This window comes from Arthrobacter sp. zg-Y1116, from assembly GCF_024385485.1.
Lineage (GTDB): Bacteria > Actinomycetota > Actinomycetes > Actinomycetales > Micrococcaceae > Arthrobacter_B.
In genome coordinates this window covers 587,600-610,673 of sequence record NZ_JANFLR010000004.1, presented here as the reverse complement: position 1 = coordinate 610,673, position 23,074 = coordinate 587,600, and the positions used below count along the sequence as shown (strand labels likewise).

The 23,074-nt window shown below is 64.8% G+C and carries 17 protein-coding genes and 3 tRNA genes; 2 read left to right on the top strand and 18 right to left on the bottom strand.

All coding sequences use genetic code 11. The features are described 5' to 3' along the window. Positions 1–21: 21 nt before the first annotated feature. The 4 genes from frr to rpsB form a co-directional block, all read right to left on the bottom strand. On the bottom strand, positions 22–579 hold the full coding sequence (gene frr / locus NNX34_RS14175; protein WP_227924437.1) for a ribosome recycling factor: 558 nt from the start codon (positions 577–579) through the stop codon (positions 22–24). Between the two features lie 145 nt (positions 580–724). Next, positions 725–1,456 (bottom strand): UMP kinase, encoded by a 732-nt coding sequence (gene pyrH / locus NNX34_RS14170; RefSeq protein WP_229953202.1) that lies wholly within the window; start codon positions 1,454–1,456, stop codon positions 725–727. Positions 1,457–1,595: 139 nt separating this feature from the next. Then, positions 1,596–2,435, bottom strand: coding sequence for a translation elongation factor Ts (tsf, locus tag NNX34_RS14165; RefSeq protein ID WP_255767144.1), 840 nt, complete (start codon positions 2,433–2,435; stop codon positions 1,596–1,598). 128 nt (positions 2,436–2,563) lie between these two features. After that, positions 2,564–3,463 (bottom strand): 30S ribosomal protein S2, encoded by a 900-nt coding sequence (rpsB, locus tag NNX34_RS14160; protein ID WP_227924434.1) that lies wholly within the window; start codon positions 3,461–3,463, stop codon positions 2,564–2,566. 444 nt (positions 3,464–3,907) lie between these two features. On the opposite strand from rpsB, the gene NNX34_RS14155 reads away from it, so the two are divergent. After that, positions 3,908–4,447: a peptidoglycan DD-metalloendopeptidase family protein gene (locus tag NNX34_RS14155; RefSeq protein WP_255767143.1), complete on the top strand. Its 540-nt coding sequence runs from the start codon at positions 3,908–3,910 to the stop codon at positions 4,445–4,447. Positions 4,448–4,548: 101 nt separating this feature from the next. On the opposite strand, the gene NNX34_RS14150 is transcribed toward NNX34_RS14155, so the two are convergent. The 9 genes from NNX34_RS14150 to NNX34_RS14110 form a co-directional block, all read right to left on the bottom strand. Continuing rightward, the gene (locus NNX34_RS14150; RefSeq protein ID WP_255767142.1) at positions 4,549–5,733 is read right to left on the bottom strand and encodes an acyl-CoA dehydrogenase family protein; all 1,185 of its coding nucleotides are present in this window, start codon (positions 5,731–5,733) and stop codon (positions 4,549–4,551) included. Positions 5,734–6,010: 277 nt separating this feature from the next. Continuing rightward, positions 6,011–6,084 (bottom strand) — tRNA-Ile (locus NNX34_RS14145). 56 nt (positions 6,085–6,140) lie between these two features. Beyond that, on the bottom strand, positions 6,141–7,340 hold the full coding sequence (locus NNX34_RS14140; protein WP_255767141.1) for a glycosyltransferase: 1,200 nt from the start codon (positions 7,338–7,340) through the stop codon (positions 6,141–6,143). Then, a complete protein-coding gene (locus tag NNX34_RS14135; RefSeq protein ID WP_255767140.1) occupies positions 7,337–8,269 on the bottom strand; it encodes a DMT family transporter in 933 nt (310 codons plus the stop codon). Before NNX34_RS14135 ends, NNX34_RS14140 begins: the two co-directional genes overlap by 4 nt. Positions 8,270–8,317: 48 nt before the next feature. Further along, the gene (locus tag NNX34_RS14130; RefSeq protein ID WP_255767139.1) at positions 8,318–8,959 is read right to left on the bottom strand and encodes a CDP-alcohol phosphatidyltransferase family protein; all 642 of its coding nucleotides are present in this window, start codon (positions 8,957–8,959) and stop codon (positions 8,318–8,320) included. A gap of 36 nt (positions 8,960–8,995) precedes the next feature. Next, on the bottom strand, positions 8,996–9,784 hold the full coding sequence (locus tag NNX34_RS14125; protein WP_255767138.1) for a phage holin family protein: 789 nt from the start codon (positions 9,782–9,784) through the stop codon (positions 8,996–8,998). A 101-nt stretch (positions 9,785–9,885) separates the two neighbouring features. Beyond that, on the bottom strand, positions 9,886–11,322 hold the full coding sequence (locus NNX34_RS14120; RefSeq protein ID WP_255767137.1) for a sugar porter family MFS transporter: 1,437 nt from the start codon (positions 11,320–11,322) through the stop codon (positions 9,886–9,888). Between the two features lie 286 nt (positions 11,323–11,608). Beyond that, a complete protein-coding gene (locus tag NNX34_RS14115) occupies positions 11,609–12,805 on the bottom strand; it encodes an NADP-dependent malic enzyme (protein WP_255767135.1) in 1,197 nt (398 codons plus the stop codon). Positions 12,806–13,205: 400 nt separating this feature from the next. Then, positions 13,206–13,281: transfer RNA gene (locus tag NNX34_RS14110), tRNA-Asn, on the bottom strand. Between the two features lie 834 nt (positions 13,282–14,115). Here NNX34_RS14110 and NNX34_RS14105 point away from each other — a divergent pair. Next, positions 14,116–14,571 (top strand): NUDIX domain-containing protein, encoded by a 456-nt coding sequence (locus tag NNX34_RS14105; protein ID WP_255767134.1) that lies wholly within the window; start codon positions 14,116–14,118, stop codon positions 14,569–14,571. 26 nt (positions 14,572–14,597) lie between these two features. Here NNX34_RS14105 and NNX34_RS14100 read toward each other — a convergent pair. The 5 genes from NNX34_RS14100 to dusB form a co-directional block, all read right to left on the bottom strand. Further along, positions 14,598–14,670: transfer RNA gene (locus tag NNX34_RS14100), tRNA-Asn, on the bottom strand. A 73-nt stretch (positions 14,671–14,743) separates the two neighbouring features. Beyond that, positions 14,744–16,774 (bottom strand): DNA primase, encoded by a 2,031-nt coding sequence (gene dnaG / locus NNX34_RS14095; RefSeq protein WP_255767133.1) that lies wholly within the window; start codon positions 16,772–16,774, stop codon positions 14,744–14,746. 115 nt (positions 16,775–16,889) lie between these two features. Next, positions 16,890–20,291 (bottom strand): thioester domain-containing protein, encoded by a 3,402-nt coding sequence (locus tag NNX34_RS14090; RefSeq protein ID WP_255767132.1) that lies wholly within the window; start codon positions 20,289–20,291, stop codon positions 16,890–16,892. A 142-nt stretch (positions 20,292–20,433) separates the two neighbouring features. Further along, on the bottom strand, positions 20,434–21,717 hold the full coding sequence (locus NNX34_RS14085; RefSeq protein ID WP_255767131.1) for a deoxyguanosinetriphosphate triphosphohydrolase: 1,284 nt from the start codon (positions 21,715–21,717) through the stop codon (positions 20,434–20,436). A gap of 8 nt (positions 21,718–21,725) precedes the next feature. Next, positions 21,726–23,018 (bottom strand): tRNA dihydrouridine synthase DusB, encoded by a 1,293-nt coding sequence (gene dusB, locus NNX34_RS14080; protein WP_370647075.1) that lies wholly within the window; start codon positions 23,016–23,018, stop codon positions 21,726–21,728. Positions 23,019–23,074 lie beyond the last annotated feature (56 nt).

Genomic DNA, 23,074 nt, shown 5'->3' with positions numbered 1-23,074 from the left:
TTGGAGGCTGGGCGTCACTCATCAGACCTCGAGAAGCTCGGCTTCCTTGCGCTTGAGGAGCTCGTCAATGGAATCCGTGTGCGCCTTGGTCAGTGCATCGAGATCCTTTTCCGCACGAGCGCCGTCGTCCTCGCCCACTTCGCTGTCCTTCACCAGGCGGTCAATGCCGTCCTTGGCCTTGCGGCGGATGTTGCGGACGGAAACCTTGGCGTCCTCGGCCTTGCCGCGGACAATCTTGACGTATTCCTTACGGCGGTCCTGCGTCAGCTCGGGCATGATGACCCGGATGACCTTACCGTCGTTGGACGGGTTGGCACCGACCTCGGAGTCGCTCAGTGCCCGCTCGATGGCGCGCAGGGCGCTGACATCGTAGGGCGTGATGAGCAGTGTGCGCGCGTCAGGAGTGGCGAAGGATGCCAGCTGCTGCAGCTGCGTCGGGGAACCGTAGTAGTCCACCAGCACCCGGTTGAACAGCGCCGGGTTGGCGCGGCCTGTGCGGACGGAGGAGAAGTCCTCCTTAGCAACTTCCACCGCCTTGTCCATCTTGTCGGCGGCCTCTTTCAAGGTGTCTTCGATCACGGTCTCTCCTCATAAAACAGTGTCCACCAAGCGCTATCAGCTTAGTGGCCGGACTCTTCTATCATCCTAAGCCAAAAGGGTGCGGGTTCCCTGCACCGAGCCTGCGAGGTGAAGGGGAACCCGCACCCTGTATATCGCCCCAGAGTTAGTTGGAGACGATCGTGCCGATCTTCTCTCCGCGGAGTGCCCGAGTTACGTTGCCTTCGCCCTCCATGCCGAAGACAACCATGTTCAGGTCGTTGTCCTTGCACATGGTCATGGCCGTCTGGTCCATAACGCGGATGTCCTGGCGCAGGGCGTCATCGTACGTCAGGGTCTCCAGCCGTACCGCGGTGGAATCCTTGTTCGGATCGGCAGTGTAGACACCGTCCACGCCGCTCTTGGCCATCAGCACCTCGTCTGCGTGCACTTCCAGCGCGCGCTGGGCGGCGACCGTGTCGGTGGAGAAGTACGGCAGGCCTGCACCGGCACCGAAGATGACCACGCGGCCCTTTTCCAGGTGCCGGATGGCGCGCCGCGGAATGTAGGCCTCAGCCACCTGTCCCATGGTGATGGCGCTCTGGACGCGGGTCTCGACGCCGGCCTGCTCCAGGAAGTCCTGCAGTGCCAGGCAGTTCATCACGGTGCCGAGCATGCCCATGTAGTCCGCACGGGAGCGGTCCATGCCGCTGGTGGACAGCTCCGCGCCGCGGAAGAAGTTGCCGCCGCCGACGACGATGGCCACTTCAACCTCGCCCACGGTCGCAGCGATCTGCTTGGCCACTGCCCGCACGGTATCCGGATCCACACCGAGTTTGCCGCCGCCGAACACCTCTCCCGAGAGCTTCAGCAGGACGCGTCGTCGCGGGGAATCGGTTTCTTTCAATACGTGGGCCATTGTGCCTCCCGGGCATAGGTGCTGGTACTGCTTTTAAGACTAGTGAGCTGTTCTGGGCAGAGAAAAGGGGTGGTCACCCGTGGTGACCACCCCCTTTGCTGTGATGACGTTTCCGTCGAAACCGTTGTTACCTAACTAATTAGGCGCCTACACGGAAGCGGGCGAAGCCTGCCGGTGCAACACCGGCTTCTTCGAGAACCTTGCCCACGGTCTTCTTGGCGTCCTTGGCGAACGGCTGGTCCACCAGGACGATTTCCTTGAAGAAACCAGTCAGGCGGCCTTCGACGATCTTCGGCAGTGCGCCCTCGGGCTTGCCCTCTGCGCGTGCCGTCTCGTCTGCAATGCGGCGTTCGTTCTCGACCGTCTCTGCCGGAACTTCGTCGCGGGTCAGGTAGGTCGGGGCGTACGCAGCGGTGTGCACGGCGATGTCGTGGGCGGCGGTGGCAGCTTCTGCGCCTTCGCCGTCAACGGCGAACAGCACGCCGACCTGTGCCGGAAGATCCTTGGAGGTCTTGTGCAGGTACGCGTCGACGGTCTTGCCTTCGATGCGTGCCACGCGGCGGACGACAACCTTCTCGCCCAGGATGGCGCCTTCTTCGACAACAACCTCGGACAGCGGCTTGCCGTCAACGTTGTAGGCGAGGAGGGATTCGGCGTCGGCAGCAGCAGATTCAACTGCAGCGGCCAGAACCTTGTCAGCCAGTTCGATGAACTTCGGGGACTTGGCAACGAAGTCAGTCTCGCAGTTCAGCTCGATCATGACGCCAACCGTGCCGTCGATGACCTTGGCGGCAACCAGGCCTTCAGCGGTGGAACGGCCTTCACGCTTGGTCGCGCCCTTCAGGCCCTTGATGCGGATAAGCTCCATGGCCTTGTCGGCATCGCCGTTGGCCTCGTCCAGAGCCTTCTTTACATCCATCATGCCTGCGCCGGTGCGCTCGCGCAGTGCCTTGATATCAGCAGCAGTGTAGTTCGCCATTTGGACTCCAGTCCTCCCGTAATAAGTATTGGTGCGGTTCTGCCAGTGCGGCTGGCCGGTAAACCGGCCAGCCGCACCACAACCCACGTCCAGGGGATAACTTCCCCCGGACTAAGGAAATACGTTCTTTACTTCTCGGTTACTTCAGCGGCCGGGGCGTCAACGATGGCGTCGACATCAGCGGCGGGAGCCTCAGCAGCTTCAGCGGCCGGAGCGGCTTCAGCAGCGGGAGCTTCAGCAGCGGCGTCAGCGGCCGGGGTCTCAGCAGCACCTTCGAGGAGCTCGCGCTCCCACTCGGCCAGCGGCTCGGCCGGGGCTTCCGTGTTGCCGGACTTGTTGTGGCGGACGATCAGGCCCTCGGCCACGGCGTCGGCAATGACGCGGGTCAGCAGGTTGACGGAGCGGATGGCGTCGTCGTTACCCGGGATCGGGAAGTCGACGTCGTCCGGATCGCAGTTGCTGTCCAGGATGGCAACAACGGGGATGTTCAGCTTCTTGGCCTCGTCAATGGCGAGGTGTTCCTTCTGCGTGTCAACAATCCAGAGCAGGGACGGAGCCTTGGTCAGGTTGCGGATGCCGCCGAGGTTGGTTTCCAGCTTGGTCAGTTCACGACGGAGAAGCAGGAGCTCCTTCTTCGTGTGGCCGGAGGAAGCGACGTCCTCGAAGTTGATCTCTTCGAGTTCCTTCATGCGCTGGATACGCTTGGCGACAGTCTGGAAGTTGGTGAGCATGCCACCGAGCCAGCGCTGGTTCACGTACGGCTGGCCAACACGGGTGGCCTGCTCGGCGATTGCTTCCTGTGCCTGCTTCTTGGTACCGACGAACAGTACGGTTCCGCCGTGGGCAACAGTGGCCTTGACGAACTCGAATGCACGGTCGATGTAGGACAGCGACTGCTGCAGGTCAATGATGTAGATGCCGTTGCGCTCGGTGAAGATGAAACGCTTCATCTTCGGGTTCCAACGGCGGGTCTGGTGACCAAAGTGGACGCCGCTGTCGAGCAGCTGGCGCATTGTAACGACGGGCATGTCGTCACTCCTTCCGGCAGCAGCCGTGCGCACGGCGCACTGGTCCTACTGCCAATTGACGGTTTTAGCTGTACGCCCGGGCGGGCGAAGCTCCTGGTATCCATCAGCCGCTGCCCCGTAGGAGCTGCGGCATGCCTCCCCTGCCGGCGTTGCCGGACCGTTGGAGATGCACCCCCTGTGACGGGGATAATTGGGATACGCGTAGTCAGCCTCCATGCCGGTGGGTGAACCCGGTGAATACCGGACAAACCCGGGACCGGACCTGGACTAAAACGTCCGGGCAGGTCCCATGGCACAGCAAGCTGCTCCGTCAAGTGTACTACAGCGCCGGACCCCCGCCATCCGGCGTCAACCTTTCCTCCCCACCCGACTTCCGCGGCCGGACTCCGAACAGGACGCCCGGGAAATCGGCATCGGGGGCCCGCGCGGATGCACCGTTGCTCCATGAAGCGAACACCTGTCCTGCTCCTCGCGGCGGTACTGTCCGTCCTTGCCCCCGGGTCGGTGGCAGTCGACCCGCCGTCCGCTGCCACCGCGGCGGCATATTCCCCGCCCTGGAGCTGGCCCCTGGCCCCGGAGCCTGCCCTCCTGCGGTCCTTCGATCCCCCGGCACAGCCGTGGCTGGCGGGGCACCGCGGTATCGACGTCGCCGCGGCCGAGGGCGCCGCGGTCCTGGCCCCTGCGGACGGGCGCGTCGTTTTTGCCCGCCGGGTGGTGGACAGGCCGGTCCTGACCATTGACCACGGAGGCGGCTTGTTGAGCAGTTTTGAACCCGTCGAAGCTTCCGTGCCGGTGGGTACCGAAGTGTCCAAGGGCACTGCGGTGGGGTCCGTCCGGTCGGGATCGCACTGCGGCCGGGGTTGCGTGCATTGGGGAGTCCGGCTGGACGGGGACTATGTGGATCCGCTCAACTATGTATCCGACCGCCGGCCCTCGGTCCTGCTTCCGGTGCCGCCGCCGGCCTCCCGTGAACCGCCCCGGTAGACATTCCGGCTAAACGCCCCGGTTAAACGTCCCGGCCGGACCCTTTGCAGGATCCGGCCGGGGTTCTTTGCTGGTCTAGCGGACGTTGATTCCGAAAGCTGCTATACGAACGCAGCCACTCCGGTGATCGCGCGTCCGGTGACCAGAGTATTGATCTCGTACGTGCCTTCGTACGAGTAGATGGCCTCCGCGTCAGCGAAGATCTTAGCCATGCCGTAATCGGTGACAATGCCGTTTCCACCCAGGATGCTGCGGCCCATGGCAACGGATTCGCGCATCCGGGCCGTGGTGAAGGCCTTGGCGAGGGCGGACTGCTCATCCTTGGCCTGTCCGAGGTCTTCGAGCTGCGCCAGGCGGACCATCATGCCCAGCGAGCTGACGGTGTTGCCCAGGATCTTCACCAGCTGTTCCTGCACCAGCTGGAAGGATGCCAGCGGCTTGCCGAACTGCTTGCGCTCGACCGCGTACTTGCGGGCGACGTCGAAGGCAGCCATCTGCTGGCCCACGGCCTGCCAGGCCACGGCAAGGCGGGTGACCTTCAGGACCTTGTTCGTGTCGCGGAAGCTGTTGGCGCCCTTGAGGTGGAACTCGTCGCTCACCACTACGTTGTCGAGGACAATGTCGGCGTTCTGGACCGTGCGCAGGGCGATCTTGTTTTCGATCTTCGTGGCCGTGTAGCCCGGGGTCTTGGTGTCCACCAGGAAACCCTTGACCTGGTTGTCCTCGAGGTCGCGGGCGTAAACAACCACCCAGTCGGAGAAGGTCGCATTGCCGATCCAGCGCTTTTCACCGTTGAGGATCCAGTTGTCCCCCTCGCGGCGGGCAGTGGTGCGGGTGCCGCCGGCAACGTCGGATCCGCCCAGCGGTTCCGTCAGGCCGAAGGCGCCGATCTTCTTCATGGCGTAGATGTCCGGCAGCCAGGCTGCCTTCTGCTCCTCGGAGGCCAGGGCCTCGATGGAGCCGGTGAAGAGACCGTCGTGGACGCCCATGAAGGTCGCGAAGGACGTGTCCGCACGCGTCATTTCGGCATGGCAGAGGCCCGCGAAAAGGTTGGAGTAACCCTGCCGGTAAACCGGGCTCATAACGTCCAGTTCGGCAATCTTGGGGATCATGTGGTGCGGGAATTCTCCGGCGTTCCACCAGTCAGCAGCATGCGGCTTGACCTCGGCTGCGAGCCAGGCACGGATCTCGTGCAGGCGGTCGCGCTCCTTGTCAGTGAGCAGATCTTCAAATGCGTAGAAGTCGCCGTCCGGGTACGGAAGGTTGTCGACGTCGATAAGTGCCATGGAAATTGTCCTTCGCTGCTGATCATCGGTGATCCGCTGGTGCCCATCCGGGAACCGGCTGAGCCCATGTTACCCACCAGTAACAACGATCACAACGTCTGCGGAAAATTGCCTCCGACGGCGTGCGGCGGCGTGCGGCCCACTGGGAGGACAAATAAGGGGCTTACGGGGTGCCTCCGGCGACATCGCAGGAATGCCCAGGCAAAAGAAAACGCCCCGGTCCGCAGACCGGGGCGTTTACTAAGGCGGATCGGGACGTCGTCCGATCCATTACAGGTAGGGCTGGTGGGGCTTGAACCCACGACCCACGGATTATGAGTCCGCTGCTCTGACCAGCTGAGCTACAGCCCCGGGTGCCCAAGAAGGCAACGATGCCATCCTAGTGGGTCCGGGGACTGGACAACCAATCAGCGCGCGTCCACGCGCTTGCCCGGATCCCCGCGGTAGAGATCTTCAAAGGTGGACAACGTGGCTTCCAGGCTGTGCCGGTCCACCATCTCGCGGCTGGTCCGGCCCATCTTCGCCCGCTCGTCGGCGGGCAGCTCCAGGATTTCCGTGATGCGCCCGGCCAGCTCGGAGCTGTCGCCCGGCGTAAACAGGTAGCCGTTGCGTCCCTTGTCCACGAGGTGCGGCAACGCCATCGCATCTGCCAGCAGGACCGGTTTCGATGCCGACATCGCCTCCAGCGTCACCAGTGACTGAAGCTCGGCGGTACCCGGCATGCAGAACAGGTCGGCCTTGAGGTACGCCTCGCGCAGTTCTTCATCGGAGACCAGTCCGCGGAAGACCACCCGGTCCTGCAGTCCCAGCCGCTGCACCTGGGCTTCCAGCGCTGGACGGACTTCGCCGCCGCCGATGATTTCCGCCCGCACTCCAAGGTGGGCGGGAGTCTTCGCTACGGCGTCAATCAGCACGTCCACGTGCTTTTCCTCGGCCAGCCGGCCGACAAAAAGAACCGTGGGCGCTTCGTGCGGGGGAATCTGCTCCCCGTCGCGCAGCTCGTAAACCGAGGCGTCAATGCCGTTGGACAACGGCATCACGTCGTGCAGGAAGGCGTGGCGGTACATCGCCTCGGCAGCCAGCGGCGTGGGCGTGGTGACCACGTGGGCCTGGCCCATGACCTTGCCCATGTCCTTCCAGGAATTGGTGGCGACAATCTGCTTGACCCATTTCGGGAAGGGCAGGAACGGATCCAGGTTTTCCGGCATGAAGTGGTTGGTCGCGATGACACGGATGCCGCGCTTACGGGCTTCGTAGAGCGTGTACTCCCCCACCATGTAGTGGCACTGGATGTGCACGACGTCGGGCTGCACCCGGTCGAACAGCAGCGTGATTTCCTTCTTGATCTCCCAGGGCAGGCAGATCCGCCAGTATTCATGGGTAGGCACCCCGTGGGAACGGAGCCGGTGGACCGGCCACTCTCCCTCAAGGTCGCTTCGGCTGCCGCCGTTGACATCATTGGGAGCCAGTACGTGGACGTTGTGCCCACGCCCGTGCATCCCCCGGGCCAGCCGGTAGCCGAACTGCGCGGCGCCGTTCAGGTGGGGAGGATAGGTGTCACAAGCGATGAGGACAGTCAGCGGTTTGTCTACCGGGGCGTCGGTCACGTTGTAGGTCCTGCTTTCGGATTCTTTGAGGCCGGCTTCTGCCGCCTCCGCTCTTCGTTCCGACGCTGGATAACGTCAGGGTGATACCTCGAAAGGGCAACGACCCCAACAATAGCAATCAGGGCCGCCACGGACATGGCCACCGCGGCCACGGCCGGCACATCCGGCCGCAGTTCGTGCAGGACTCCGATGCCGATGGCGATCCCCACCATGGGGTCGATTACCGTCAGCCCCGCAATCACCAGGTCCGGCGGGCCGCTCGAGTAGGCGTTCTGCACGAACCAGGAACCGAGTGCACCGGCAGCGGCGATCGCCACGATGGTGTACCAGGGCACGTTCAGGAGGAACCGGCCGTTCGGGTTGAGCAGGTCCCCGGCAATGACCTTGGTCAGGACGGCAACAAAGCCGAACAGGATGCCGGCGCCGAGGATATGGGCGATGGCGCGGAGCCGCTTGCCGAAAAGCACGTTCAGTCCGCCGAAGAAGATCACGACGACGGCGAGGATGAGGACAATGGTCACTTCCTGCCGCGGTTCGACGACCTGCTCTGAACGGGTGACCATGATGGCCAGCGACACAAAAAGCATGCTGCCGGCCACGCACGCCGTAATCGCCGCGACCGTAATGCGGTTCATGTGCAGGCCCTGGTCCCGGGAATTCACCACTGTCGTGATGACCAATGCGATGGAACCAATCGGCTGCACCACCGTCAGGGGCGCCATCGAGAGTGCAGCCACGTTCAGGGCCATGCCCGTCCCCAGCAGCAAAAGCCCGAAAAGCCAGCGGGGGTTGCGCAGCAGGCGGCTGATCTGGGAGGAGTTCAGGCCCAGGCCGCCGGTGTCCGCCTTGACGGCGCTGCCTTGGCGCTGGGCACCGAAGGCAAGGAAAAAAGCGCTGGCCAAGGCACAGGCTACGGCGATCCCTACCATCGGCCCGGTCCAGGTGCTGCCGTGCTGTGCGGGGAAACGGAGTGTGTCCTAGGGTGCATGGCCGGTTCCGGTTCCGGCCGGTACATGCTCGCGCTGGTGCAGGTATTTGCTCCACGCAGCCACGAGGTATCCGGCGGCCGCCGCAACGTGGCCGATGCAGCCCAGTGCCAGCACGGCGGAACCGGCAACCGAGAGCCAGTGGTGGTCAAATCCCTCCACCCGTTCCAGCAGCAGCAGGGGCGCACCCAACAGCAGCAACGCGGTGCGGATTTTCCCGAATATGCTCACCGGCAGGTCGGGGTTGCCCCGGAACAGCAGGAGCGAATTGGCGATCAGGACGGCGTCGGGGATGGCGATGCTCAGGATCAACCAGGCCGGTGCGATGCCGTCTGCCACAAAGGTGGCAGCCACTATGATCAGTGCCAGCCTGTCGGCGACCGGATCCAGCCACTGGCCGGTAGCGGAGACCTGGTTCAGCCGGCGGGCCAGGTAGCCGTCTATCCAGTCGGTACAGCCCACTGCCACCAGGGTGAGGAACGCACTCCCGTAGCGGTCCTGGCTGATGAACAGCACAAACAGGGGGATGCCGAGAAAGCGAAGGACCGTGACCAGATTCGGTAGGGTCCAGAAGCGTTCCAATACGGTGATTTCCGTATCGGGACGCGCTCCGGCACCGATAAATCTGATCACGGTCCGTTCCCCTCGTCAAAGATGTACGAGTACAGCTTACTTTCGCGCGAGCCGACGGGACAGGAGGAGCAGTGCCAGCAGGGACGCGGCCATTACCGAAAGCGGCTGCCAGCGTTCCTTGATCATGGCCAGCACGTCGTCGGCCGTGGAGGGACCGTCGCTGCTGCTGTCCTTGCCTCGGGCTGCAGCGGCGCGGCGGGACTTCAGCTCCTGGATGCGGGCCTTGACGTCCACCTTCTCGCCGAGCCCGTCCCGGACGGCCGCGAGGTGCTCGCGGCGCTGCCGCGCACGGGTGCGCAGTTCTTCCGGAGTGGGCTGCTTCGGGCCTTCAGGCTTGTCGTCCTTCTCGGCCTTCTTGTCCTTCTTTTCCTTCGGTTCCTTGGGCTTGTCCAGCGTGGCCGGATCGAAGCTGCGGCCTTCCTTCAGCACGCCGACGTCGTAGCGGATGCCGCGGATGGCCTCCTCCGGAAGCAGCGGGAGGGTCTTCTTGAATCGGCTGTAGCCAATGAATCCGGCGATGCCTGCAATCACCAGGAACAGCGCGGCAACCAGCAGGGCAGCCAGCCAGCCCGGCAGGACCAGCGACAGTGCGAGGATGCCGGCTACCAGCAGCGAAATGGCCAGCGCGGCGACCATAAGCAGCGCCACCACCATAAACGCGGCAGCAACGCCGGCTTTGATGCCCTTTTGCTTCATTTCGGCTGTGGCGAGGGCGAACTCGTCATTCAGCTGACGCGGCGTCAGGCGGGCCATGACTTTCGCCAGCCCAACCAGCGACGAGCTTCCCGCCGTTCGCTGTGTCCGAGTGCTAGCGGAGCGGTTCATGCGCCCAGCCTCCGTCCCCTGTTCAGTATTCACCGTTGCCATAACCCCAAATTACCATTCTCCTCAGTGTTATCAGTTTGCCCATCCGCACCAGCTGCGCGTCAGGACGTTTCGAGGCCCTCGCGGTCCTCGAGTTCGCGGCCGGACAGCTCGGGAAGTTTGGTCTTCACGAACCAGAAGGACAGCACCGCGAACGCGGTAAAGATGGCGTACATGATCCAGACCCCGAAGTTATCGCTGACCCACGGGAAGGCAAGGGTAACAATGAAATTGAAGATCCAGTTGACCATCGCGCCCAGGCCCAGGGCCAGGGACCGGATGTTATTCGGGAAGACCTCGCCCAGGGTTACCCACATGACCGGCCCCCAGGTCGCCGCAAAGAAGACCACGAACAGGTTCGCGCCCACCAGGGCAACCGGTCCCCAGATACCGGGGAGGGAGACTTCGCCGTCTACGTCCACGGCCTGGAAGAACGAAACCGTGGCTGCCAGCAGGCCCACGAACATACCGGCCGAGCCGATCATCAGCAGTTTGCGGCGGCCGATGCGGTCCACGAAGGCGATGGCAACCAGCGTCATCACGACGTTCACGATCGAGGTGATCACCGACGTCGTGAAGGAATCGCTTTCGCTGAAGCCTACGGACCGCCACAGAGTGGTGGAGTAGTAGAAGATCGCATTGATGCCGACCAGCTGCTGGAATGCGGCAATGGCCATACCGACCCAGAGGATGGGCTGGAGCCCGAACTTGGGACCGCGCAGGTCCCGGAACGTCGGCTGCGGGCTCTTGAAGCTGTCGCGGATGTCGGCGATCTTGCGGTCCGTATCCGTCACACCGGAGATGCTGGTGAGCACCTTGGCGGCTTCTGCGTCGCGGTTCTTCCGGACCAGGTACTGCGGGGATTCCGGAATGGTCAGTGCCAGGACACCGTAGACAATGGCGGGGACGACGCCGACCAGCAGCATCCAGCGCCAGGCCGGCAGGCCCCACCACAGTTCGCCGAGCGCGCTGCCTGCGGTGTTCGCCAGGAAGGCGTCGGAGAGCAGGGCGGCAAAGATGCCGATCGTGATTGCCAGCTGCTGGACTGAACCCAGCGCACCGCGCCATTTTGCGGGTGCTACTTCGGCAATGTAACCGGGGGCGATGACGGACGCGGTACCAATGGCCAGGCCGCCGATCAGACGCCACAGCATGAGGTCCCACTCCGAGAAGGCCAGTGCCGAGCCCACGGAGTTCGCCGCAAACAGCACCGCGGCACCGACCATAACCAGTTTCCGGCCCAGCTTGTCCGCCAGCTGGCCGGCAAACCATGCACCGGCAGCACAGCCGAGCAGCGTGATGGCCACGGTAAAGCCGAGGATGCCCGGGCTGAGCGTGAATTCCTCGCCGATGGCATCCACCGCACCGTTGATCACTGCGGTATCGAACCCGAAGAGCAACCCGCCCACCGCTGCGGCAACGGTGACGCCGATCACCTTGCCGGGGTGGGCCACCCGTTCGGATCCGCCTTTGTTAGGTCCTGGCTGCGTCGCGCCCATCGACCGTTCCTCGTTTTCTACTCAACTAGCTTCGTACATGTGACTGGTGTCAAAACACTTAAGCCTACGCATAACACTAAGCATGCTTGTTCATGCACGGTAGCCGGAGCACGCCTCCAGCAACAGATACGCACCCATCGATCCGCCCCGGCTGGAGGTCCCCGCCCTGGAATTCCGGCGCAGGCACCGGGCGGAGCGCCCCGTCGGGGCACCGGAACCGTGGAAGGGGAACATGCCCAATGTCGTCCACTTCACACGGCCCCGGCTTTGCTTCGACCGCAGCCGGTTATCCTGATGCCGCCGCCACGGCTGCTGCCACGGCAGGTGCCACCCGGGGATCCAACGGGCTGGGCACGATGTATTCCGCGTGCAGGTCCTCCCCCACGAGATCCGCAATTGCCGCAGCCGCGGCAACCTTCATCCGGGCGGTGATTCGGCGGGCGCCGCTGTCCAACGCGCCTCGGAAGACGCCCGGAAAGGCCAGGACGTTGTTGATCTGGTTGGGAAAGTCGCTGCGGCCGGTGGCGACGACGGCGGCGTGCCGGCGGGCGATGTCCGGATGGACTTCAGGATCGGGGTTGGACAGGGCAAAAATGATGGCTTCGGGTGCCATGCCGGACAGGACCTCCTCCGGGACCGTTCCCGAGGAGACGCCGACAAAAACGTCTGCACCCTTCAGCGCCTCGGCCACGCCGCCGTCGACGCCCCGCGGATTGGTCCGGGCGGCCAGGTCCGCCTTGATGCTGGTGAGTCCGCTCCGGAAATCCGAAACGATGCCCTGTGAGTCCAGCACAACGACGTCCGCAATCCCCGCCTCCAACAGGATGTTGGCGCATGCGACCCCGGCAGCGCCGGCGCCGGAAATCACCACCCGCAGGTCCCGCAGTTCCCGGCCGGTCACGCGGGCGGCGTTGCGCAGTGCTGCCAGCACCACAATGGCGGTGCCGTGCTGGTCGTCGTGCATTACGGGACAGTCCAGCGCTTCGATCAACCGCTGTTCCAGTTCGAAGCAGCGCGGCGCGGAGATATCTTCCAGGTTCACGGCTCCGTAGCTGGGCCGCAGCCTGACGAGGGTTTCGATGATTTCGTCCACGTTGGTGGTATCCAGCACCAGCGGAATCGAGTTCAGGCCGCCGAAGGTGCGGAAGAGTGCGGATTTCCCTTCCATCACCGGCAGTGACGCGGCCGCACCGATGTCGCCCAGTCCCAGGACGGCGGTGCCGTCGCTGACCACCACCACCAGCCGGGAGGCCCAGGTGTGGGTTGCGGCCAGTTCCGGGTCGGCGGCGATGGCCCGGCTGACCTGGGCGACACCCGGCGTGTAGGCAATGGACAGGGCCCGCTTGGAATCCAGCGGCAGCCGGGTTTCCACGGAGAGTTTCCCTCCCTTGTGCGCGGCAAGGATTTCTTCGGCCGTAATGGGATCGGCACTGTTCAAATTGGCGGCGGCGGGCGCGGGTGAAGGAGTTTCTGGTGTAGGCATAGCGGTGTGCTCCAGCTGTTGGTTCCAGGGAAGGTCCCGCCGTGCGGGCCCGGGATGAACGGGCGCAGGGACGGCGGATACCGGAAGCCGTGGGGCTCCGGGCCAGAGGCAACAGGATGGGATGCCTTAGCGGCCGGGGGCGGGGTCCGGGGATGCCGGAACTGCCCTGCCGGGCGCAATAACTGCCAGTGTAAGCGCAGGAATGGGCCGGCCGTCCACTTGGCGCGCGAGCTAATCCCCCCGGGGAGCGGGTGCATCCCTGCGTTTTGTGCAGATCCCTGCGCCGCGCACCGCAGGAAACCGGACAAAGTGCGGGGATCCAGACACACCGCGGGAGGACCGCTGAAGCGCCCACGAAAAAGGGCCTGGGACACGGGAAACCCGGTCACAGACCCTTTGCTGGCTCCCCCGACTGGACTCGAACCAGTAACCCTTCGATTAACAGTCGAATGCTCTGCCAATTGAGCTACGGGGGAAAGCGGCGTCCTCAACTATACAGGAAGTTTCCGGTCCTTCCGAACCACACCTCCCTGGAGGTGTTCCACCCATTCGTACCGGTCGGCCCACCACGGCGTCGACCTACCCACCCCCGGCTGACGGGGCTGACAGCGGTTCACAACTAACCGTTGTCAACTGGTTTCTGCCGTGGTTGAGCACTATCAGCCGATCGGGTAAGGGGGTTAACTCTTCCACGCCCACAAGCGCACCCGCTTCCGTGGGGATACTCGCAGGTTCCCCGTTCCCGGCAAAGACCACCTGCCCCATCTGAACGACGAGGCGGTTGTTGCCCGCCAAGTGTCCCCGGGAGTAATGATAACCAAGGTCTAGGACAGGGCAGTCGGTGAGAAACAATTCCGCTTGGGTAACAGGGTCCACTAAGGACGCACCCGGGACGGCATAGATGCTGAGGTCAACCTGCCAAAGCCCGTCCTCCCCCACTCCCGGAGTCCCGGGCTGCTTGCATCCTCTGATCACATAAGCGGGCGGTTGTCCTTGGTCCACTTGGTCCACTTGGACCGGGGTGCCGTCCGCCTCGGGGTGTTGCTTCCGGCACTCGGCAACAGGATCAGCCAGCGGCTGCAGCTCCGCTGCCAAGGTCCATGCCGCGATAGCTAAGCCAGGCACTCCCAGAACGATCTCAGGCCGCTTCCACCACCTCGCGCTCGAGTCCCTGCCGCCGCTTGTCGGCGGTTCCTCCCGCACTATCCCGCCTCGTCGACGTTCATACGGGGAGTATCCGCCCGGCTCTCCACCCCGTCAATGAATACATCGAAGACCGACCGCCGGACTCCGGCATGAGACAGTTGCGCATGATCACGCATACCCGGAAAGTCGTCTGCTATGCGGTACAGCAGGGCCACCTGCTGGTGTTTACCCATAAGGAAGTGCCCCTGGAAGTCACGGGCGTGCAGGTTCCGGCGGGAACGATCCGGCCCGGTGAAGAGCCGGCCGATGCCGCAGTCCGCGAACTGCAGGAGGAAACCGGATTACCTGGCAAGGTCTCGGCATATCTCGGTGAGTCCCGGTGCGACCTGCGGCCGATGCGGCAGGAGATTGCGACCCGGCACTTCTTCCTGCTGGAGGTTCCTGCCATGGATCCGGCGGCCCGCTGGGACGCCGGCGAGCCGGATCCGGAGCACGGCGGGCCACCCGCAGCCTGGACCTGCTGGTGGATACCGCTCCCCCGGGCCCACGTCCTCGCCGCGGGCCTCGGCACCATGCTTGGCGGGCTCGGGCAGCACAAAAAGGACCCCCGACCTGCATAGCTGCAGATCAGGGGCCTTCTTAGTTGCTCCCCCGACTGGACTCGAACCAGTAACCCTTCGATTAACAGTCGAATGCTCTGCCAATTGAGCTACGGGGGAAAGCGGCAGGTTTTACTTTACAGAGATTCTGCGCCGAAACGAAATCGGCACCCTGCCGGAGGAATCCGGGCGGTTACTGGTCTCCCCGCAGGGCCCGGCGCTGCATCTCCAGCTCCATGAGCTCACGGTTGAGCTGGTGGAACAGTTCCGGATCGGCGTTGGGGTCCAGGCGCTGCAGCTGCCCCAGCTTTTCGGCCTTGAGATGTGTCACCTGCAGTTCGAAGAGCCGGTTCAAAATGTCCCGGCAGTACAGGGCCAGCGCATCGGCGTCGCGGGCCGGCAGCGGCGTCACGGCCAGCTCGCTGACGAAACCGCGCATCGGCTCCGGCAGTTCCTCGCGCACCCGTTCCACCCAGGCGGCGGGCGCGGTTCCGGCTTCCCCGGCAGCACGGATTGCGTCGTGGACAGCCACGTAGGCCGGAACCGTGAACCGGGCCGCCTTGAAGCGTTCCCATTGTCCGTCGTCGAGCATGCCCGGCTGCTGCAGGGCGACTTCCAGTGCCTGCCGTTCCATCCGGGCAGCGGGATCATTCGGGTTGGGACGGCTGAACCCGGATGACGGCTCCGGCTCCGGCTGCCCGCCCTGCTGGCCCTGCCACTGGCGTGGCGGTTGCTCATCGCGCCGGCCATATTGTTGCTGGCCCCCACGCTGCTGGCCGTATTGCTGCTGGCCCCCTCGCTGGCCGTACTGCTGCCGACCCTGCTGCCCTTCCGGGCTGCGTCCGGCCGGTACCTTCTGGCCGCTATTGTCTCCGCCCGACCCCGCCGTTCCGCGCTTGGCTGCGGCGTTGACCGCCCGGCTGACGTCGTCGACGTCGGTCCCGAGCCATCCCGCGAGTTCCCGGGCGTACGCGGGGCGCATGGCCGGGTCACGGATGTCCGCCACCACCGGCGCCGCCGCGCGCAGTGCGGAAACGCGGCCCTCCACGGTGTTGAGGTCGAACTTACGCAGCGTGGAGCGGATAGCGAACTCGAACAGCGGGCGGCGGGACGAGATCAGTTCGGCAACCGCGGAGTCGCCGTGGGTCTGGCGGATGTCGCACGGGTCCATGCCGTTGGGGTCCACGGCCACGTAGGTCTGGGCGGTGAACCGTTGGTCCTCTTCGAAGGCGCGCAGTGCTGCCTTCTGTCCGGCGGCGTCGCCGTCGAAGGTGAAGATGACCTCTCCCCCGGTGCCGTCGTCGGAGAGCAGCCGGCGGGCGATCTTGATGTGGTCGGTGCCGAAGGCGGTGCCGCAGGTGGCGACGGCGGTGGTGATGCCTGCGAGGTGGCACGCCATCACGTCGGTGTAGCCTTCCACGACCACCAGCTGCCGGGTCTTGGCAATGTCCCGTTTAGCCAGGTCGATGCCGTAAAGGACCTGCGATTTCTTGTAGAGCGGCGTCTCGGGAGTGTTGAGGTACTTGGGGCCCTGGTCGTCTTCGTAGAGCTTGCGCGCGCCGAAGCCGATGACAGCGCCGGTGAGGTCCCGGATAGGCCAGATCAGCCGGCCCCGGAAGCGGTCATAGAACCGGGAGGCATCCGAGCCGGTGGAGAACATTCCGGTTTCGGCCAGTTCCTCGCGGGTGAAGCCCTTCGACGTGAGGTGCTTGAGCAGCGAATCCCAGCCCTGCGGGGCGTAGCCGACCCCGAAGTGCTCCGCTGCTGCCGGGTCGAAGCCGCGCTCCTGCAGGAAGTTCCGGGCGGCGGCGGCTCCCTGGGTGCCGAGCTGGCTGCGGAAGAACTCGGCCGCCACCTTGTGCGCGTCCAGCAGGCGCTGGCGTTTGCCGACGTCTTCGCGGCGCGGCCCGGTGCCGCCGTCTTCGTAGTGCAGCTCGTAGCCGAGCCGGGCAGCGAGTTTCTCCACCGTTTCGGAGAAGGTGCCGTGGTCCATCTTCTGGACGAAGGAGATGACGTCGCCGCTCTCACCGCAGCCGAAGCAGTGGTACGTGCCTACCTGCGGGCGGACGTGGAAGGACGGCGAGCGCTCGTCGTGGAAGGGGCACAGTCCCTTGAAGGAACCGATACCCGCCGACTTCAGGGTCACGTAACCGTCGATCACGGCCTTGATATCAGTGCGCAGCCGCACTTCATCGATGTCTTCACGCTTGATCAGTCCGGCCATAGCATCCAGTCTATTCTTCCCCGCCAAACCGGCCCGTGGATCAATAGCGGATGCGCTCAGCGCCCGGGACCGCAGCCCCGGGCGCTGAAGACGTCCGGTGTCCGGACCTGTTGGCTCAGTCCTCCGTCCGGCGCCGGGTGAGGTAGATACCCAAGGCACCCATCAGGCACAGGCCGGCTCCAAGCGCCAGGTAGATACCGGTGGATATCGACAGGCCGGTCGATGGGAGCCCTGAACGGCCCGGCTGCTCCGGTGCAGGCACCGGGCGGGGTTCAGGCTCCGGAGCCGGAGTCGGGGCCGGCGACTCCACGAAGGCATAGGTGTTGGTCACGATGGCGGAGGCGGTGCCGTTTGCCGGCACGCTCACCGGATCGGGCAGCTCGGATTCCACCCGCACGGCAGAGGTGGCGCCGGTACTGGTTTCCGTCACCGTGCATTCGGCGCCTGCAGTAAGGCCGTCGAATTGGGTGGTCACTTCCCCCGTGGCACCGGCAGGGATGGTTACCGTCTCGTCCAGGGAGGACCCGTCCGTGCCGCACCGGACTTCCAGGACCACTTCACCCTGCTCACCCGCGGCAGCACCGGTAATGACCTTGGTGACCACCAGCACGCCCGGGTTGAAGCCGTACGTATTAGTGACCGTCAGTTCCGCACCGCCGGCGGCCGGGATGGTGACCGGGTCGGTGATCACCGTGTCCACGGAGACCGTAGCCGTGGCACCGGTTTCGGTTTCGGCGACGGTGCATTCCGTGTCGGCGGGCAGGTCCGCGAAGTTGGTGGTCACCGTTTCGGCCGTTCCGGCCGGAATGGTCACGGTTTCGTCCAGGACCGATCCATCCGGTCCGCAGGTCACCTGCAGCACCACCTCGCCCTGCGCTCCTGCCGCGTCACCGGCAAACACCTTGGTGACGGCCAGCGTACCCGGCGCAAAGCTGTAGGTATTCGTCACCGTGGCGGCGACGGTATCGCCCGCGAGAATTTCGACGTCGCCGGGCAGATCAGAGTCCACGGTGACGGCGGCGGTGGCCCCGGTCACCGGCTCCGTAATGGAGCAGGAGGCTCCTGCCGGGATATTCGAAAACTCCGCACCCACGTCTTCGGTAGTACCGGCCGGAATCTGTGAGGTCTCTTCGAACACCGTCTCCCCGTCCAGGGTGCACAGGACATCGATCTCCACCGAATCCTGGTTTCCTGCCGCCTCACCGGCAATGACTTTGGTGACGGTCAAGGACCCCGGGTTCACCGCGTAAGTGTTGGTGACGGTGGCTTCCGCCGTCTCCCCGGCGGCTATGGTCACGTCGTCGGGCAGGTCGACGGTGACACCCACCGCGGGCGTTTCACCCGTTCCCGGTTCGGTGACCGCACAGCTGGCACCTTCCGGGATTCCATTGACCGTGCGGGGAACGGTCCCTCCGGCACCTGCTTCGATCGTGATGTCCTGCCGGATCACCTCTTCTCCGTCTGCGGTGCAGACGACCTCGACAGTAATGGGCCCCTGCTCCCGGGCTGCCGGGCCGGCGATCACCTTGTCGACGGTCAGGGCACCGGGGTTCACCGTGTAGGTATTCGTCACGGTCACCTCCACACCGGCACCGGAAGGAATCGTTACCGTTCCGCCCGCAGGATCAGCCACGGTTTCCACACTGACCTGGGTGGTGGCGCCGTCGGCGGTCTCGGTGACCGTGCAGCTGGCTCCCGTTGGCAGGTTCTCGAACTCCTCGGTGGCCGGTTCAGTGGCGCCGGCCTCAACGGTCACCGTCTCGTTCAGGACTGTCGCACCCCCGGCGGTGCAGGTCACCTGCAGTGTGACGACGCCCTGCCGTCCGGCCCCGGCCCCGGCGATGTCCTTTCGGACGGCGAGGGTTCCGGTGGTGAAGGTGTAGTCATTGGTCAGGGCGACAGTAACGCTGCTTGCGGCCGGAACCGTTACGGTCCCTTCCCCGGTCACGGTAACGGCCACGGCTTCGCTTGAACCGTCAACCGTTTCCGTCACGGTACAGCTGGTGCCGGCTTCAAGGTCGGGGAATTCGGCCGCCTCGGGGGTAATGGTTCCGGCCGGAATGGTCACCGTGGTGTCCACCACAGTGGTCCCGTCCAGGGTGCAGACGACCGAGATCGTCACCTCGCCCTGTGCGCCGACGGCCTCCCCGGTATTGGTCTTGGTCACCACCAGCGTTCCCGGCGTAAAGGTATAGGTGTCCGTGACCGCCGCCGTCACAGTGGTTCCGGACACGATCGTGACGGCGCCGGGCAGGATGGTGCTGACTTGGACGCTGTCGTTCTCTCCGTTGGTCGGTTCGGTGACGGTGCAGGTGGAGCCCGCAGGAATATCGTTGAAGGTCTCGGAGAGTGTGCCGGTGGCCTCCGCGTCGATGGTGAAGGTGAACTGGTTCCCGGTGCCGCAGTCGATATTGATAACTACGGCATCCTGGCTGCCGGCGGCCGGGCCGGCAATCGTCTTCGTGACGGTAAGGGAGCCCACCTCGGTGAAGGCGGCCGCCGCCGTCGCGTTGGAGCTGAGCTCACGTGTAACCGCGAGGATCAGCTTCTGTGCATTCTCCACCCCAGGCGTTGCCGCGTCGTACAGGTAGACGTTTCCCGTGGGGACGGTGACCGCTGCCCGGGCCGTGAGGTTTGCCGGTCCTGTTGCACCCGTGTCGCTGCGCACCCAGACCTGCGTGCCGCTGGGCACCGGACTGTTCAGCGGAACGGTTCCGGCGGCGTCGGCGTAAAGGCTGAACCCCTCATCCACCGTTACTTCGATTGCATCAGCTTCCGACGTCACCGTATGCGGCCCTGCCACTTGGGTCACGGGTGCCTCCGTGACCGGCGGCGTGATGGCGATAGCCGGTGGGTCGGGTTCCTCCAAGGGGCCGGCTGCGATGGTGTCATTCACGATCGCAGCCACGGTCGAATAGAGACTGCTTTGCCGATTGAGGACAAACCCGTCCGTGAAGAACCAGATGGCAGCCTGCACAGCGGCGGCTTTGTTGTTGACGTTGCCTGCCGGGAGGTCGGTAGTCGGGTAATAGCTGTTCAGGATCCGGTTGACGTAGCCGATGTTGGGAATGTTGGACTCGTCCCAGGTGCCGTTTTCGTAGCCGATCCCGACCCGCGTGGCGGTGCGGAGATCGATGCAGTACATCTCGGCGGTGGTGGTGCCGTAGGCGTCCTGGGTATTGATGATGCCGGCAAAGCTGACGTTTTCCGTCTGGTACCCGGCCGGGACACCGGCGGGGTACGCGTCAATGGGCCAGGTCTGCCCCAGGGGCGGCAACCCTCCCGACACGCTTCTCCCGGCTCCCAGCGAGGTGATCACGATGTCCGTATTCGCCGCGTCGGCAGGCGCTTCGTTCCGCGGCGGTTCCGGAACAATCTGCGCCTGTGCCGGCACAGCCAGGGGAAACCCGGCCAAGGCCAGGGTCAGCAGAAAAACCAGTATCCGCCGGACTCGGGTCGTCCGTGTCCAGGCAAAGACATGACGTGGGCGTTTTGCAGGAGACAGCTGGCTGCTCATAAGGGTCCTCGATACGCGTGTCCGGCTGGGCATCTCCCGACAGTGGCTCGGGAGACTCTGGACGCCACACGCTAACGGCCGGTGGACCCACCGACCAGAGAGCTGCCCGAAAAATGCCGTCGTCAGCCCCGAACGGCAATCCCTACCAGAGCGCCGGAACCGGTCCTACCAGCCGCTCATGCAGGGCAAGGGCCGAACCGTCCGTCAGCGAGGCCACTTGGTCGACGACGACGCGCAGCCGGGCGCCGTCGTCGGGCGCGTCCCGCCAGTCCGCCGCGAACATCGGGTCCAGGTGCTTGTCCCCGGTGGCGGAGAGCTGGGCGACAAGGGCAGTGAGGATTTCACGCTGGCGTTCGTACAGGGGCTGGCGCTGGTCAGTGGTCATGACGAACGTGGTGGCCAGGCCCTTCATGACGGCGATTTCCAGCTGGGTGTCCTCGGGGACCACCATTTCGGCGTTGTACCGGGTCAGCGGATCGGTGCCGTAGATGCCCCGCGTCGCTTCGAGGGCGCTGTTGCAGAACCGGCCGATGAGCTGGCTGGTCATGTCCTTCAGGGCCGCCATCGCACGGCGGCTGCCGTCCGATTCGCGCACCCACACGTTGGTGGCTTCCAGCCGGGCGAGGGCGGCGTCAATGGCCGCGGCTTCAACACCGGGCAGGTACCACTGCTGCGTGTAGCCGACCACGCGTGCACGCTGGTCGGGATTGTCCAGCCACTTGAGCTGGACGTGGCCGGCGACTATCGCGTCTTCGACGTCGTGCACCGAGTAGGAGATGTCGTCCGCCAGGTCCATCACCTGCGCCTCAAGGCAGGAACGTCCGTCCGGAGCGCCGTCGCGCAGCCAGGTGAAGACAGGGAGGTCATCCTCGTAGACACCGAACTTGGTGGTGCGGTGCCCGTTGACGATCGGAGCATCCGCAATGGACCACGGGTATTTGGTGGCGGCGTCCAGGCTGGCGCGGGTCAGGTTCAACCCGGCAGGCGTGCCGTCGGGAGCAATGATCTTCGGTTCCAGCCGGGTCAGCAGCCGCAGCGTCTGTGCGTTTCCTTCGAAGCCGCCGATCGCATGCGCAATGTCGTTCAGCGCGGTTTCGCCGTTGTGGCCGAAGGGCGGGTGCCCCAGGTCATGGGACAGGCACGCGGCGTCGACGACGTCGGGATCGCAGCCGAGCGCATTGCCCAGTTCCCGGCCCACCTGCGCCACTTCGAGGCTGTGCGTCAGCCGGGTGCGGACGAAGTCGTCCGTGTCCGGGGCGACCACCTGGGTCTTGGCACCCAGCCGGCGCAGCGCGGAGGAATGCAGCACCCGCGCACGGTCGCGGCCGAACTGCGTGCGGTTGGTGTTTTTCGCCGGTTCCGTAACCCAGCGGGCCAGGTCAACTTCGGTATAGCCTGCGGTTTGGACTGCCTGCGGGAAGGTCATGGGTTGCTTTAGCCGCCTGATACGTCGAGTTCGGCCGCCGAGATGATGGATTTCTGGGCGGCGTTGAGTTCCCGCCCGTCCAGCCAGCCTTCCGGCAGCGCTGTCTTTTTGGGTGTTCCGGCCCGTCCGCGCGGTCCCTCGGCGTCTGTGCCGGGGTAGGGAGCATCGGGGTCCAGCTGGTCCAGCAGTTCACGGAGTACCGCCAGGGACGGTACCGTGGCCAGTTTAGCGCGGAGGTCTCCCCCTACTACGTAGCCCTTGAAGTACCAGGCCATGTGCTTGCGGATGTCACGCAGGGCAATCACTTCGTCGCCGAAGGTCTCCACCAGCAGTTCCGCATGCCGGTACACGCTGTCGGACACCTGCTTCAATCCGGGCCGGTGCCGCTCGGTGCTTCCCTCGAAAGCCGCTTCCAGGTCACCGAAGAGCCACGGGCGGCCCTGGCAGCCGCGTCCGATGACGACGCCGTCAACGCCGGTCTCGCGCACCATGCGGATGGCGTCTTCGGCGGACCAGATGTCGCCGTTGCCCAGGACGTTCATGTCCGGCAGGGCTTCGCGCAGTTCCGCGATGGCGGACCAGTCGGCCTTGCCGGAGTAGAACTGCGACGCCGTGCGTCCGTGCAGGGTCACGGCGGCCACGCCGGAGTCGCGGGCGATCTTCCCGGCGTCAAGGAACGTCAGGTGGTCCTCGTCAATGCCCTTGCGCATCTTGATGGTCAGCGGCACGTTGCCCCGGGAGGCTTCCTTCACCGCCGTCTGCACAATGGCGGTGAACAGGTCCAGCTTCCACGGCAGGGCCGAACCGCCGCCCTTGCGGGTGACCTTCGGGACCGGGCAACCGAAGTTCAGGTCGATGTGGTCGGCGCGGTCCTCCTCCACCAGGAGGCGGACGGCTGCACCGACGGTCTTGGGATCCACGCCGTAGAGCTGGACGGAGCGGACCTTTTCGTCGTCGTCGTGCTTGATGATCCGCATGGATTCCGGCGAGCGTTCCACGAGGGCGCGGGAGGTGACCATTTCAGTCACGTACAGCCCTCCCCCGTATTCGCGGCAGAGCCGGCGGAAGGCCTTGTTGGTGATGCCGGCCATGGGTGCCAGGATCACCGGGGTGTCCACGGTGATCGGGCCTAATTGCAGCGGGGGAAGCTCAAGCTTGAGTTCCGGAGATAAAACAGTCACCCCTCTATTCTCGCAAGCCGATGCAAATCCGGTACCGCCCCGCGCCGAGCCCGGGCAACGCTGCCGGTGCGGGGAATTGACACCGGTTCCCTGCACCCCTAGCGTGCTGGTGATCTGCATCACTTTTCACTTCCGCATCACATCGGTTTCGCCGCTGCAACCGAAGATTCGAGGTT